Origin of the sequence: Nocardioides sp. NPDC006273, from assembly GCF_040613495.1 — a bacterium.
In the GTDB taxonomy this organism is placed as follows: Bacteria; Actinomycetota; Actinomycetes; order Propionibacteriales; family Nocardioidaceae; genus Nocardioides.
This window is the reverse complement of sequence record NZ_JBEXSD010000045.1, coordinates 1-13,376: the sequence shown is the minus strand read 5'-3', so window position 1 is coordinate 13,376 and position 13,376 is coordinate 1. Positions and strand designations below refer to the sequence as shown.

14 protein-coding genes are annotated in these 13,376 nt (G+C 68.4%); 11 read left to right on the top strand and 3 right to left on the bottom strand.

Going from position 1 to position 13,376, the window contains the following annotated elements; translation table 11 throughout:
* Window positions 1–82 precede the first annotated feature (82 nt).
* The 6 genes from rplK (at window position 83) to ABZZ22_RS18675 (ending at window position 5,455) form a co-directional block, all read left to right on the top strand.
* Window positions 83–511, top strand: a complete 429-nt coding sequence (gene rplK, locus ABZZ22_RS18700; RefSeq protein WP_354934036.1) for a 50S ribosomal protein L11 — start codon at window positions 83–85, stop codon at window positions 509–511.
* A 62-nt stretch (window positions 512–573) separates the two neighbouring features.
* The gene (gene rplA, locus ABZZ22_RS18695; RefSeq protein ID WP_354934033.1) at window positions 574–1,290 is read left to right on the top strand and encodes a 50S ribosomal protein L1; all 717 of its coding nucleotides are present in this window, start codon (window positions 574–576) and stop codon (window positions 1,288–1,290) included.
* A 153-nt stretch (window positions 1,291–1,443) separates the two neighbouring features.
* Window positions 1,444–3,009, top strand: coding sequence for a carboxylesterase family protein (locus ABZZ22_RS18690; RefSeq protein ID WP_354934031.1), 1,566 nt, complete (start codon window positions 1,444–1,446; stop codon window positions 3,007–3,009).
* A gap of 78 nt (window positions 3,010–3,087) precedes the next feature.
* Complete coding sequence (locus ABZZ22_RS18685) at window positions 3,088–3,879, top strand: transporter substrate-binding domain-containing protein (protein WP_354934028.1); 792 nt, start codon at window positions 3,088–3,090, stop codon at window positions 3,877–3,879.
* Complete coding sequence (locus ABZZ22_RS18680; RefSeq protein ID WP_354934026.1) at window positions 3,876–4,688, top strand: amino acid ABC transporter permease; 813 nt, start codon at window positions 3,876–3,878, stop codon at window positions 4,686–4,688. Before ABZZ22_RS18685 ends, ABZZ22_RS18680 begins: the two co-directional genes overlap by 4 nt.
* Complete coding sequence (locus ABZZ22_RS18675) at window positions 4,688–5,455, top strand: amino acid ABC transporter ATP-binding protein (protein WP_354934024.1); 768 nt, start codon at window positions 4,688–4,690, stop codon at window positions 5,453–5,455. Before ABZZ22_RS18680 ends, ABZZ22_RS18675 begins: the two co-directional genes overlap by 1 nt.
* Window positions 5,456–5,559: 104 nt before the next feature.
* Here ABZZ22_RS18675 and ABZZ22_RS18670 read toward each other — a convergent pair whose 3' ends face one another.
* Complete coding sequence (locus tag ABZZ22_RS18670; RefSeq protein ID WP_354934022.1) at window positions 5,560–6,732, bottom strand: MFS transporter; 1,173 nt, start codon at window positions 6,730–6,732, stop codon at window positions 5,560–5,562.
* A 64-nt stretch (window positions 6,733–6,796) separates the two neighbouring features.
* Here ABZZ22_RS18670 and ABZZ22_RS18665 point away from each other — a divergent pair, with 64 nt between their 5' ends.
* The 3 genes from ABZZ22_RS18665 to ABZZ22_RS18655 all read left to right on the top strand — a co-directional run bounded on the left by ABZZ22_RS18665 (window position 6,797) and on the right by ABZZ22_RS18655 (window position 9,006).
* Window positions 6,797–7,336, top strand: a complete 540-nt coding sequence (locus ABZZ22_RS18665; RefSeq protein WP_354934020.1) for a CGNR zinc finger domain-containing protein — start codon at window positions 6,797–6,799, stop codon at window positions 7,334–7,336.
* Between the two features lie 73 nt (window positions 7,337–7,409).
* Window positions 7,410–8,285: an aminoglycoside phosphotransferase family protein gene (locus tag ABZZ22_RS18660; RefSeq protein ID WP_354934018.1), complete on the top strand. Its 876-nt coding sequence runs from the start codon at window positions 7,410–7,412 to the stop codon at window positions 8,283–8,285.
* A 10-nt stretch (window positions 8,286–8,295) separates the two neighbouring features.
* Entirely contained in the window at window positions 8,296–9,006 is a 711-nt protein-coding gene (locus tag ABZZ22_RS18655; protein WP_354934016.1) for a maleylpyruvate isomerase family mycothiol-dependent enzyme, read from the top strand.
* Between the two features lie 203 nt (window positions 9,007–9,209).
* Here ABZZ22_RS18655 and ABZZ22_RS18650 read toward each other — a convergent pair whose 3' ends face one another.
* Complete coding sequence (locus tag ABZZ22_RS18650; RefSeq protein WP_354934014.1) at window positions 9,210–10,409, bottom strand: MFS transporter; 1,200 nt, start codon at window positions 10,407–10,409, stop codon at window positions 9,210–9,212.
* 192 nt (window positions 10,410–10,601) lie between these two features.
* Entirely contained in the window at window positions 10,602–11,591 is a 990-nt protein-coding gene (locus tag ABZZ22_RS18645; protein WP_354934012.1) for an aldo/keto reductase, read from the bottom strand.
* Between the two features lie 261 nt (window positions 11,592–11,852).
* Between ABZZ22_RS18645 and rplJ the strand changes: the two genes are divergently transcribed.
* Entirely contained in the window at window positions 11,853–12,434 is a 582-nt protein-coding gene (gene rplJ / locus ABZZ22_RS18640; protein ID WP_179660966.1) for a 50S ribosomal protein L10, read from the top strand.
* Between the two features lie 90 nt (window positions 12,435–12,524).
* On the top strand, window positions 12,525–12,911 hold the full coding sequence (gene rplL, locus ABZZ22_RS18635; protein ID WP_179660967.1) for a 50S ribosomal protein L7/L12: 387 nt from the start codon (window positions 12,525–12,527) through the stop codon (window positions 12,909–12,911).
* Window positions 12,912–13,376 lie beyond the last annotated feature (465 nt).

Below are 13,376 nucleotides of genomic sequence, written 5' to 3'. Positions count from 1 at the left end.
TGCGAGAGCAACACAGCAGGTGGCAGAGGCCGAAACGTACAAGCGGCTTCGTCATGACCACGAGAAGGAAGAGATCTCAAGAATGCCTCCGAAGAAGAAGATCGCAGCGCTCGTCAAGGTGCAGCTGCAGGCCGGTGCCGCGACCCCGGCCCCGCCCGTCGGTACCGCGCTCGGTCCGCACGGCGTCAACATCATGGAGTTCTGCAAGGCGTACAACGCCCAGACCGAAGCCATGCGCGGCAACGTGATCCCCGTCGAGATCACCATCTACGAGGACCGCTCGTTCACCTTCATCACGAAGACCCCGCCGGCCGCTGAGCTGATCAAGAAGGCCGCCGGCCTGAAGAAGGGCTCGTCCGTCCCGCACAAGGACAAGGTCGGCAAGCTGACCAAGGACCAGGTGCGCGAGATCGCGACCACCAAGCTTCCCGACCTCAACGCGGAGAACATCGACGCCGCGATGAAGATCGTCGAGGGCACCGCCCGCTCCATGGGCGTCACCACCGACTGAAACGTGGGAGAGCCGCGCTGGCTCGCTAACCACATCTCCTCTTAACCACTTAAGGAATCACCATGCAGCGCAGCAAGACCTACCGCGCGGCGGAAGAGACGTTCGACAAGAACGAGCTCTACGCCCCGCTGGCCGCGATCAAGATCGCCAAGGGCTCCAGCAAGAAGAAGTTCGACGAGACCGTTGACGTCGTCATGCGTCTCGGTGTCGACCCCCGTAAGGCCGACCAGATGGTGCGCGGCACCGTCAGCCTGCCCCACGGCACCGGTAAGACGATGCGCGTCATCGTCTTCGCCGCTGCTCCGGACAAGGCCGAGTCGGCCCGCGAGGCCGGCGCCGACGTCGTCGGTGGCGACGAGCTGATCGAGAAGGTCTCCGGTGGCTGGCTCGACTTCGACGCCGTCGTCGCGACCCCGGACATGATGGGCAAGGTCGGTCGCCTCGGCCGCGTGCTCGGCCCCCGTGGCCTCATGCCGAACCCGAAGACCGGCACGGTCACCCCGGACCCCGGCAAGGCCGTGTCCGACATCAAGGGCGGCAAGATCGACTTCCGGGTCGACCGCCACGCCAACCTTCACTTCATCATCGGCAAGGCCTCCTTCTCCGAGGCCCAGCTCGCTGAGAACTACGCCGCTGCTCTCGAGGAGGTGCTTCGTCTGAAGCCGTCCTCCTCCAAGGGCCGCTACCTGAAGAAGGTCACCGTCTCGACCACCATGGGCCCCGGTGTCCAGGTCGACCCCAACCGCATCAAGAACGTCGCGGGTGAGGACGAGAGCTGAGTCTCTCCGACCACACATCGAGCGCTGTCGCCCAGACCGGGCGGCGGCGCTCGATGCATTTGTGCGCTGCGTACGTCTTCTTTCTGTTCCTCCGTCACTGCCCGAGGACCACGTCGGGACCCTAGGGTCGGAAGGTCGACGAAAGGAACCTCGGTGCTCAGACTTCGCGTTCTCGTCCCGATCCTCGCCGCCGCAGCCCTCACTGCGACAGGCCTGTCTGCTGCGGCGGCAGCGCCACCCGCGGCCCATGACCCAGTCGTCGTGACCGACAAGGGAGCGGTCCGCGGCGTCGCCCACGACGGCTTCCGGACGTTCCGGGGAATCCCGTACGTCGCCCCGCCGGTCGGCCGGCTCCGCTGGCGCGCCCCGGCGCCGGCCGCTTCGTGGACCGGGCTGCGGGACGCCACCGAAGCGGGCAGCCAGTGCGCGCAGCTGGCTCCGGCGTACGGAGGCGAGTCCACCTTCGAGGAGGACTGCCTGTTCCTCAACGTGTTCGCCCCGAACAAGCCGGGTAAGCGGAAGCTGCCGGTGATGGTGTGGTTCCACGGCGGAGGGAACACCACCGGCTCGAGCACCGGCTACGACGGGAGCAAGCTAGCCGTCGACGGTGACGTGGTCGTCGTGAGCGTCAACTACCGTCTCGGCGCGATCGGCTGGCTCGCGCATGCCGGGTTGGACGGGGCGTACGAGTCCGGCAACTACGGGCTGCTCGACCAGCAGGCCGCGCTGCGCTGGGTGCAGCGCAACATCGCCGCCTTCGGCGGCAACCGGCGCAACGTCACGGTCTTCGGGGAGTCGGCCGGGTCGATCGACACCTGCGCCCAGATCGCCTCGCCTGCCGCTGCCGGATTGTTCCACAAGGCGATCCCGCAGAGCGGGAGCTGCGCGGCCGGTGCCCGGAGCGACGCGGGTGCCGAGGCCGAGGGCCGTCGGCTCGCCGCCGCGGTGGGCTGCGGCGACGCGGCCGACGTCGCGGACTGTCTGCGTGCGACCCCGGCCAAGGACCTGGTCGAGGCCTTCGGCGCTGCGGGGCTCAACGCCGGCCCGGTCGTCGGCGACCCGCGGGTGCTGCCGCGGACCTATCCCGATGCCATCGACTCCGGCCACTTCAACCGGATGCCGGTGATGCACGGCTCGACCTTGGACGAGATGCGGCTCTATGTCGGACTCGAGTATCCGCAGCCGATCACGGTCGACCAGTACGAGCAGATCGTACGCAGCACCTACGGCCCCGCCGCTGATGCCGTCCTCGAGCTCTACCCGGCCAGCGCCTTCGACGAGCCGCGGCACGCGCTGGCGGCCATCCGCACCGACTCGGCCGGTGGGCTGTCCACCTGTGCGCACCAGGATGCGTTCGCGAAGCTGAAGGCAGCCGGGGTGCCGGTCTTCGCCTACCAGTTCGCCGACCGGGGCGCGCCGCCGCTGATCGACATGCCTGGTTACGACGAGGGTGCCGAGCACGCCACGGAGCTGACCTATCTGTTCCCGGGCCTGCTGGGTGAGCTCGACGGGCCGCAGCAGGAGCTGTCGGACACGATGGTCGCCTACTGGACCTCGTTCGCTCATCACGGGCGTCCGGTCGCGCCGCACGCTCCGCGCTGGCCGGCCTTCCGAGACTCTGCCGACGTGCTTCAGCTGGCGCCGGGGAAGGCGGGGATCCGCCCGGTCGACACCGCCGCGGCGAGCCACTGCGCCTTCTGGGCGAGTGTTATCGGCTGACTCACAATCTGGCCACGATGGCTCCTCTACACGAGGGTCCCGGGCTAAAGGTGGCCAAAGACACGTAGAGTGCGCCGCATGAATCTGCGGAAGCTCGCTGCTGCCCTGACCGTTCCCGCCCTCGCCCTGGCGCTCGCCGCCTGCGGTGGTGGCGACGAGGGGGGCACGTCGCCGTCGGGTGCCAAGCTGGTCAAGGCCGACACCCTGACCATCTGCACCCACCTGCCCTACAAGCCATTCGAGTTCAACGAGGGCGGCGAGGTCGTCGGCTTCGACATCGACGTGCTCAAGATCGCGGCCGATGCCGAGAAGCTCGAGACCGAGGTCGTCAACATCGGCTGGGAGACCATCGTCTCCGGTGAGGCGCTCAACTCCGGCAAGTGTGACGTCGCCGCGGGCGCGATGACGATCACCGAAGAGCGCGAGAACGTCATGGACTTCACCGAGCCCTACTTCGAGGCCACCCAGGCGCTGATGACCAAGAAGGGCGCCGGCTTCGCCTCGCTCGACGACCTCGCCGGCAAGACCGTCGCGGTCCAGGAGGCCACCACCGGGGCCGACTACGTCAAGGAGAACGCCCCCGAGGACACCAAGATCATCACCCTCGAGGACTCGGCGCTGATGATGCAGGCGGTCAAGTCCGGCAAGGCCGACGCCGGCGTCAACGACAACGGTCTCCTCTACGACTTCGTCAAGTCCAACCCGGAGATGGAGATCACCAGCGAGTTCCAGACCGGTGAGGCGTACGGCTTCACCGTCAAGAAGGGCGGCAACGACGAGCTGCTCGAGGCGCTCAACAAGGGCATCAACGACAAGGCCGCCTATGACGAGGTCTACAAGAAGTGGTTCGGGGAGGCTGCCGCGCAGTGACTGACGCGGCAGTGGTTCCCAAGAAGCGGATGTCGCCGCGCAAACGCGCGGCGCTCGTCCGTTACATCCAGTACGCCATCTTGGTGCTGCTGGTCGTCGTCCTTGCCCTGATCGCCGACTGGGGTGAGATCAGGCGGGCGTTCCTCGACGTCGACATCGCCTCGCAGCTGTTTCCCGATGTCATCCTGATCGCGCTCAAGAACACGATCATCTACACCGCCTGCGGCTTCGCCTTCGGTCTGGCGCTGGGACTGGTCTTGGCGCTGATGCGGCTCTCGAGCGTGGGTCCGTACCGGTGGATCTCCACCGGCATCATCGAGCTCTTTCGTGGGCTGCCGGCGTTGGTCGTCTTCCTGGTGCTCGGCCTCGGCTTGCCGATCGCCTTCGGTGTGAACCTCGGCAACATCCCCACGGTGACGCTGGCGCTCGGTCTGGTCGGCGGCGCCTACATGGCCGAGACGATCCGCGCGGGCATCCAGGCGGTGCCGAAGGGGCAGTACGAAGCGGCCCGCACCCTGGGCATGACCCACACGCGCGCGATGGTCACGATCGTGATCCCGCAGGCGTTCCGCATCATCCTGCCGCCGTTGACCAACGAGCTGATCCTGCTCACCAAGGACTCCTCGCTGGTCTACATCCTCGGTCTGTCCCTGGACGAGTACGAGCTGACCGCGTTCGGCCGCGAGAACATGAACGCCTTCGCCAACCTGACCCCGATGGTCACGATCGCGCTGTGCTACCTGCTGATCACGGTGCCGCTCTCGATCGTCGTACGCCGCATGGAAGCCAAGTCCGGGAAGGCCCGCTGATGACCCAGACCGAGACGACACCGGCTGCCGAGCGCGGCGCGGCGGTGATCGACGTACAGAACCTGCACAAGTACTTCGGTGACAACGAGGTGCTCAAGGGCATCGACTTCCACATCGCGCGCGGAGAGGTCGTCTGCGTGATCGGGCCCTCGGGCTCCGGGAAGTCGACGCTGCTGCGCTGCGTGAACCTCCTCGAGGAGCCGACCAGTGGCACGATCCTGGTCGACGGCGAGGAGATCACCGACCCGGACGCCGACGTGGACGCGCTGCGCGCCCGGATCGGGATGGTCTTCCAGCAGTTCAACCTCTTCCCGCACATGACCGCGCTGCGCAACCTGACGGTCGCGCAGGAGAAGGTGCTCAAGCGGGGGAGGGCCGAGGCGGTCGAGATCGCCCGGGCCAACCTGGAGAAGGTCGGGCTCTCGGACAAGGCCGATGCCTATCCCGCTCACCTCTCCGGCGGACAGCAGCAGCGCGTCGCCATCGCGCGGGCGCTGTCGATGAACCCCGACATGATGCTCTTCGACGAGCCCACCTCCGCGCTCGACCCCGAGCTGGTCGGTGATGTCCTGGCCGTCATGAAGGACCTGGCCGCCGAGGGCATGACCATGATGGTCGTCACCCACGAGATGAGCTTCGCCCGCGAGGTGGCCGACAAGGTCGTCTTCATGGACGGTGGCGTGATCGTCGAGGAAGGCCTCCCCGCCGACGTCCTCGGCAACCCCCAGCACGAGCGCACCCAGGAGTTCCTGGCGCGCGTGCTCTGAGGCTGGATGTTCACCGAGGCGATGTCCTGAGCCTGTCGAAGGGTAACTCGGTCGGGTCGCGCTTCCCTCGTGGAGTTCCGCGAAGGAAGTGGGCGCTGACCGAGTCACCTCGGTGAACAGATGCGGGCGACAGCGGCGGTGACCGCTGCGAGAACGAGGCAGAGACCCACGCCCGCGAGCCAGACGATCGGTGTCCCGAGGGACATCAGCCCGGTCGCGAGCATCGGTCCGATCGTCTGTGCGATGCCCCAGCAGGTTCCGTACGCCGCCAGGTAGCCGGCTCGCGAGGCGTCGCTCGCCAGGCCTGCCACGAGGGCGATCGGCGGGCCGAGCAGGAGCACCTCGCCGAGGGCGACGATCGCGCAGCCGAGCCCCAGCAACGGCAACGGCGCTGCGTACGCGATGACGGCGAAGCCGACCGCCATCAGGGCCAGTCCCGCGCGCATCAGCGGGAACGGCCGCCCGGCGGCGCCGCGGAGCAGGCGTTGGCCGGCGATCGTGGCCAGCGCGGCGACCAGGAGCAGCCAGCCGGTGGCGGCGGCGTCGTGGCCGCGAGCGGAGACGGTGAGGGGCAGGGCGACCGTGCTCAGGATCCATGCGGTCGCGAAGCCGGTGCCGAGGGCGAGCATCGTCAGGAGCCTGCGGTCACGCCAGGGGCTCGCGCCGGACCGGTCCCGGGACGAGCGTGGCCTGCTGGTGTCGCGTACGAGCGCGAGGACCAGCGCCGCCGCGCAGAGGCAGGTGAGGGCGTCGGCGACGAAGAGAAGCCGGAGGTCGACGCCGCCCAGGATCGCCGCCAGCGCACCTGCGGCGACGCCGGCCACCGCCATCGCCGCGCCGTAGAGCCCGTACGCCTGCGGCCGCCGCTCCGGCTCGACGCACTCTGCGATCAGCGCTTGAGAGGCGGGCTCGTAGATCTCATAGGCCAGTCCGAGCAGCGTCGCGCCGACCAGTGCGCCGATGACTCCGGGGGAGGCGGCGATGACCAGCTGAGCCGCAGCACAGGCGACCAGTCCTACGACGATCGTCGGTCGTCGGCCCACGGCGTCGGCCAGCCAGCCACCGAGGAGCCGAGAGGGAATGGTGGCGAGGCCGAAGGCGGCCACCACGGCTCCCGCGGTCGTGAGCGAGGCGCCGTGGACCTCGACCAGGGTGACCGCCAGGAAAGCCATGGCGAACGAGCCCAGCCGGTTGACCGCCCGGGCGATGACCAGTGCGACGAGGGAACGTGGCCATCGCATGCGTTCGTGACGGGTCAATGGTTGAATGGCAGTCATGAGTGAGACCGTAGATCCAGCGGCCGTGACTGGTCAAATACATTTCGACAGTCACGTGCATGCGGTGACGGAGCAAGCCTGCAAGCTCGTCAACGCGCTGACGGCCGGTCACGACGGCACCCACGCCGTCGAGCCGCCACCGCTCGGGCAGCGCGCCGGGGTCGTACAAGCCCTGTTGACCCGTCCCGACCACCAGCCGCGGGTCGACGACGCCGCAGCTGACGGGATGGTCGCGCTGGCCGGATCGCTCCGCGTGGTGTTCGAGGCTGCGGCTAACGGCGACCTCGACGCCGCGGCGACCCAGGTCAACGCGCTCATGCGGGAGATGGGCTCGGTCCCGCAGCTCGACCGGGCACGCGGGGGAGGTTGGGCGCTCCACTTCCACGGACGCGAGTCCGGGCTCGTGATCGGCTGGGGTGCCGGCATCGCGGCCGGGCTGGCGCTGGCCATCGGCTCCGACCTGGCCGGCCGGCTCGGCGTCTGCGAGGCCGACCCGTGCGACCGGGTCTTCGTCGACACGTCCAAGAACGCCGGGCGCCGATTCTGCACCACCCGCTGTCAGAGTCGCGTGAAGGCGGCCGCACATCGCGCTCGCCAGAAGTAGTTCGGGACGTCCTTGTCCATCTACCGGCGAGTAATGGGCAGGAACGTCCCGAACTACCTTCTAGGGTTGCCGCGTGCGAACCGACACCGAGGTGGACTGCTCTGCTGCGCTCGAGTGGGTCGCGGAGGTGCTGGGGGCGCCGGTCCGGGACGTACGTGCCCTTGCCGGCGGGGCGACGGGCGAGATGCTCGCGCTTCGGACCGACTCTGGAACCGAGTCGATCCTGCGGCTCACGACCAACGAACCGTGGCGTACGCACGGGGCGGCACTCAACGGTCGAGAGGCCGAGATCCAGGAGATGCTGGAGGGAAGTGGAGTGCCCGCGCCGCGGTCACTTGCCCTGGACCGTCATGGGGAACGCTGTGAGCATCCGGCACACCTGATGACGCTGCTTCCCGGGCAGGTCGACCAGCTGAGGACGGACACCGACTCGCTCGGTCTGCTCGCGCAGCTGCTCGCCGACATCCATGCGATCGAGCCGACCATCCCTCTGCGGGACTATCAGTCGTGGGCATGGGAGGAGAAGTTCGTCATCCCGGGCTGGGCTGCGGATCGAGGGCTGTGGGACGACGCCTTCGCGGTGCTCCGTACGGCCCCTCCTGCATACGACCCGTGCTTCATCCACCGCGACTTCGCGCTGCGCAATGTGCTCTGGTCGGGTGGCAGGATCAGTGGCGTCGTCGACTGGGTCGAGACGTCGGTAGGGCCGGCGTGGTTGGACGTGGCCCACTGTGCGTCGAACATCGCCGTTCGCCAAGGCAGCGGGCCGGCGGATGCGTTCGCGGACGCCTACGGTGCGCGGACCGGCCGGGCGCCCCAGCCGTACTTCGACGTGATGGACCTCGTCGGGTTCCTGCCGCCGCCGGGTCGTCCGCCGATCTGGTCCGATCCGGCAATGCTCGTGAGGCTCGAAGAACGGCTCGCTGCGGTGCTGCCGCGCTGCAAGTAAGGTCGGCCGCGTGCTGACGCCTGACGACCTCCTGGTGACCCTCGGCGACCTGCAGTCCGAGTTCGCGGCCGCGTTGAAGCAGGCCGACCCGGACCGGCCGGTGCCGTCGTGCGACGACTGGTCCGTCGGTGACCTCGCCGACCACCTGGCCGGGGTGCACCACTGGGCGGCCGCGATGGCGCGCGACGAGACCGCGGAGCCGCTGCCGGTCCCGTTGGACCTGGTCGCGACGTACGAGGCGCAGGCCGCCGAGCTGCACGAGACGCTCTCCGGGCTGGGGCCGGAGGCGACCGGCCGGATCCTGAACGGGCTGACCGAGGACGGCCGTGGGCCGGTCTCGTTCTGGTTCCGACGTCAGGTACACGAGACCCTGGTCCACCTCTGGGACATCCGCTCGGCGCTCGGTTTCTCCGCCCCCGAGGCGACCCCGGAGCTCTGGGTCGACTCCGTCGACGAAGTTCTCACCGTCATGTATCCGCGGCAGATCGAGTTGAAGCGCGCGCGGAAGATCGTGACCCGCATCGAGCTCACCGCCACCGACACCGACCACACCTGGGCGATCGGGGCTCCGAACGCGGTGCAGAAGGTGTACGTCTCCGGGTCCGCCCGGGACCTGGCCCTCCTGCTGTGGGGCCGCCTGTCTCCGGTCTCCGCCGGCCTGACGGTCACCGGCGACTCGGCCGCTCTCGACGAGGCCCTGACCCGCGCGATCGTCCCCTAGATGATTGATGCAAGGGCTGGGCGAGTCGATTCGCGCTCGGCGCCGCGCTCGCAAAGGCCACTTCGTTCAGACCTCGCCTCGAAGGAATACCGGGTGTCTTTCGAGGGGCGGCAACGCCGCGAGCGTGGATGCCGAGCGTGAAGCGGCCGGTCAGACCGCGCATCAATCATCTAGGTCGATCGGTCGACCAGCGGCGAGCGTCGTCAGCGCCCCGTGAGCCGCAACCGGTCGGCACGGCCGGTCCAGTGGCCGACCCAGACCGCCCCGAGGAGCGAGAAGATCCCGAGCGCGACCGGCGCGGCGGCGATCGAGAAGACCGCGGCCAGGCCGGAGACCAGCAGCGGTCCGCCGGTGCCGCCGATGTCGCCACACAGCCGCCAGCCGCCGAGGAACTGCGCCCGACCGTCGGCCGGCGCGGCATCGGCGCCGAGCGTCATCACGATCCCCGAGCCCAGACCGTTGCCGATCGCGATCAGCGCCATCACGGCACCCAACGTGAGCGCCGAGTCGGTGAGGGGCAGCAGCAGACAGCCGATGCCGACGGAGAGCACCACCGGGACCGCCACGATCTGGCGTCCCTTGTGGTCGAGCAGCCAGCCGCCGGGGAAGGTGAGGGCGATGTCGACGAGCGCGGCGCCGGCGAAGAGGAGGGAGACGACCGATGCCTCGAGGTGGATGTGGTGGGCCCACAGGGGGAGCAGGCCGATGCGTACGGACCGCGAGATCCCGATGATCACCACGGCGACGCCGAGCGTCGCGAAGGTCCGGCGGTAGGCCCACAGCACGCTGCGTACGCTCAGATGACCGTGCTCACGGGATCGGGATCGGCCGAGCTCGGGCATCCAGCCACCGATCACCGCCGAGCACAGCGACATCGCGGCCGCGAACAGGAAGACCGCATGGAGACCGAAGACGTGGATGAGCCCGGCGCCGAGCAGCGGTCCGACGAAGACCCCGATCCGGAAGGAACCGCCCAGCAGCGCCATCGCCCGCGCCCGGTGGGTGAGCGGGGTCGCGTCGATGAGGAAGCCCTGCCGTGCGATCAGGAACGCGGTCCAGCTCATCCCGCTCACGAACACCGCGATGGCGAGCACGACGACCGAGCTGCTGAGGAACGCCACGGTCATCGCGACCGCGTCGAGAGCCCCGGCGCCCATCAACGTACGCCGCTCGCCGATCCTCGCCACCAGCGAGCCGGCCGGCAGCGAGGTGGCCAGCGAACCGATGCCGAGCAGCGCGACCACGAACGCGGCCATGGACGCGTCCGCGCCCAGGTCGGTGGCCCGCAGCGCCAGGACAGGCATCACCGCGCCGTGCCCCATCGCGCTGACGATCGAGGGGGCGTACGCCACCACCGCGATGTCTCGGAACCGGAACTCCCCGGGCGTCGTCTCCGTCGTCACCCCTTTACTCTGCCGGATTCCTTACCGATGCTCACTATTTTTTCGCCCGCCGAGACGTCACTCCCGTCGGCCGAGACGTCACCCAGGTCGGCCGAATCGGCAACTCGGTGCCCATTCGGCCGACGCGAGTGACGCCTCGGCCTGCAGAGCCGACGTCTCGGCCGACCGGAGTGACGTCTCGGCTGGGGTCGGTCACCAGCGGGAGTGGACGGCCTCGCGGAAGTGGGCGTCGTAGATCCGGCGTACGCCGCCGAGAAGCTCCTCGGAGAGCGGCGGGAGCGAGCCGGCAGCCGAGTTGGCATGGGCCTGGTCCGGGTTGCGGGCGCCGGGGATGACGGTGGTGACGCCGGGCTGCTGGGCGACCCAGGCGAGAGCGACCTGAGCCGGGGAGGCGCCCGAGGGGCCGTGCTCGGACACCAGCGCGGCGAACTCCTGGGCGGCCTTCACGCCGGTGGCGAAGTCGACGCCGGAGAAGGTCTCGCCGACGTCGAAGGCCTCGCCGTGACGGTTGTAGGTGCGGTGGTCGTCGTCGGCGAACGTGGTGGACTCGGAGTAGCGGCCCGACAGCAGCCCTGACGCCAGCGGCACTCGCGCGATGATCCCGACGCCGGCCTCCGCGGCTGCTGGAAGAACACGGTCGAGCGGCTTGAGCCGGAAGGCGTTCAGGATGATCTGGACGGAGGCCACGTTGGGCCTCGCGATCGCCGCGAGGGCCTGGTCGCAGGTCTCCACGCTGACGCCGTACGCCGCGATGACGCCTTCGGAGACCAAGGTGTCCAGCGCGTCGTAGGTGGCCGAGGAATCGATGGTCTCCGTGGGCGGGCAGTGCAGCTGCACCAGGTCGATCATGTCGACCCCGAGGTTGGTGCGCGAGCGGTCCAGCCACTCGCGGAAGGCGCTCAGCGTGTAGTTCGCGGGAACCTGCTCCGCCCGACGCCCCATCTTGGTCGCGACGAAGACGTCCTCGTGCGAGCGGAGGAACCGACCGATCACCTGCTCGCTCCGGCCGTCGCCGTAGACGTCTGCGGTGTCGAGGAAGGTCACGCCGTCGCCCACCGCGGCCTCGAGGACCTCCAGGGCGTCCGACTCGCTGACCTCGCCCCAGTCGGCGCCGAGCTGCCAGGTGCCGAGACCGATGACCGACGCCGAGCGATCGATCCTGCCGAAGGTGTGACTCTTCATGCCGCAAACGTACCGGTGCTCAGGCGACCCAACCCGCCGATTTGGCCCCGCCCCGCGGCGTACGCATAATTGTGTTTCGAAACCAGAGACCGCCGGTTGTCAGGTGTGCATGCACCTGATCGAAGGTTCCGCAGGATGCGGACGGCCCGCGTAGGTGAAGAGCAAGACGAGATCGTACGTCACGCCCTGAGCCTGCGCTCGGGGCGTTTGTCATTCGCGGGCCCGTCGCCGGGGGGATCGATTCCCGGAAGAAGGAGACCCATGGCGCGGGCTGAAAGGCAGGCTGCCGTCGCGGAGATCGCTGAGAAGTTCAGCGCCTCGAGCGGCGCCCTGCTCACCGAGTACCGTGGTCTCACCGTCGGCGAGCTGAAGACTCTTCGCCGCTCGCTCGGTGAGAACGCCAACTATGGCGTGGTCAAGAACACGCTGACCAAGATCGCCGCCAAGCAGAGCGGCATCGAGGGTTTCGACGACCTGCTGACCGGCCCGACCGCGATCGCCTTCATCCAGGGTGACGTCGTCGAGGCGGCCAAGGGTCTGCGTGACTTTGCCAAGGCCAACCCCAACCTTGTCATCAAGGGTGGATACCTGGACGGCAAGGCCATCGACGCTGCTGAGGTGGGCAAGCTTGCCGACCTCGAGTCGCGCGAGGTCCTGCTCGCCAAGCTTGCCGGCGCGATGACCGCGTCGCTGTCGCAGGCGCTCTACGCCTTCAACGCCCTGCCTACGAAGACCGCGCAGCTCGCTGCCGCTCTCGAGGCCAAGGCCGCGGAGGACCCCTCGATCCTCGCAGGTGGTGCCGCTGAGCCGGCCGCCGCCGAGGAGGCTCCGGCCGAGGCGTAATCGCCCCGGTCGTAACTAACCACCACCTGTAACCCGGCCCTGCTGCGTACTCAAACCAAACGCAGAGGGCCACCAAGAAAGGAAGCCATCATGGCTAAGCTCACCACCGCAGAGCTGCTCGACGCGTTCAAGGAGCTCACCCTCATCGAGCTCTCCGAGTTCGTGAAGGAGTTCGAGGAGACCTTCGGCGTCACCGCCGCTGCTCCGGTCGCCGTTGCCGCTGCCGGCGCCCCGGGCGCCCCGGCCGCTGCTGCTGAGGAGGCCAAGGACGAGTTCGACGTCATCCTCGAGGCCGCTGGTGACAAGAAGATCAACGTCATCAAGGAGGTGCGCGCTCTGACCTCCCTCGGTCTGAAGGAGGCCAAGGAGCTCGTCGAGGGCGCCCCCAAGGCTGTCCTCGAGGCCGCCAACAAGGAGACCGCTGACAAGGCGAAGGAGGCCCTCGAGGCCGCCGGCGCCACCGTCACTGTCAAGTGATCTGAGGGCTTCGGCCCTAGCTCAGCCCGGGTTCGGCGGATTCCGCCGGACCCGGGCTTGCTACATTTCGGGCACATTTTCGCCACATGTCGGTGAAACTGCAGCGCAGTTCTGCGATCGTTCGAGCCGCGGGGGGCTACTCGGGAGTAGCCCCCTGCGGTTTGTTTCGTTATCTTGAACACACGCCAGCCCCGACCGGTCGCCGATCCGATCGTCGGGCGCAAGCGGGGCACTTCGTCTCGGGTGGTGATCACCGTCACCGTTCGCAGGCCGTTATGGTTTACAAAAGTGTGACGCGTGTCGCGGGAAATGCGTAACCACTGTCACACTCTGCCGTTAGTCGGGCAGTAGGGGACTTGAGGGAGACCCCCGCGAACAGGAAGGGAGCCGGCCCGGATGGGTGTAGACGTAAAGATCGAAGGGCTGACCAAGAGCTTTGGTAAGCAGCTCATCTGGAAAGACGTC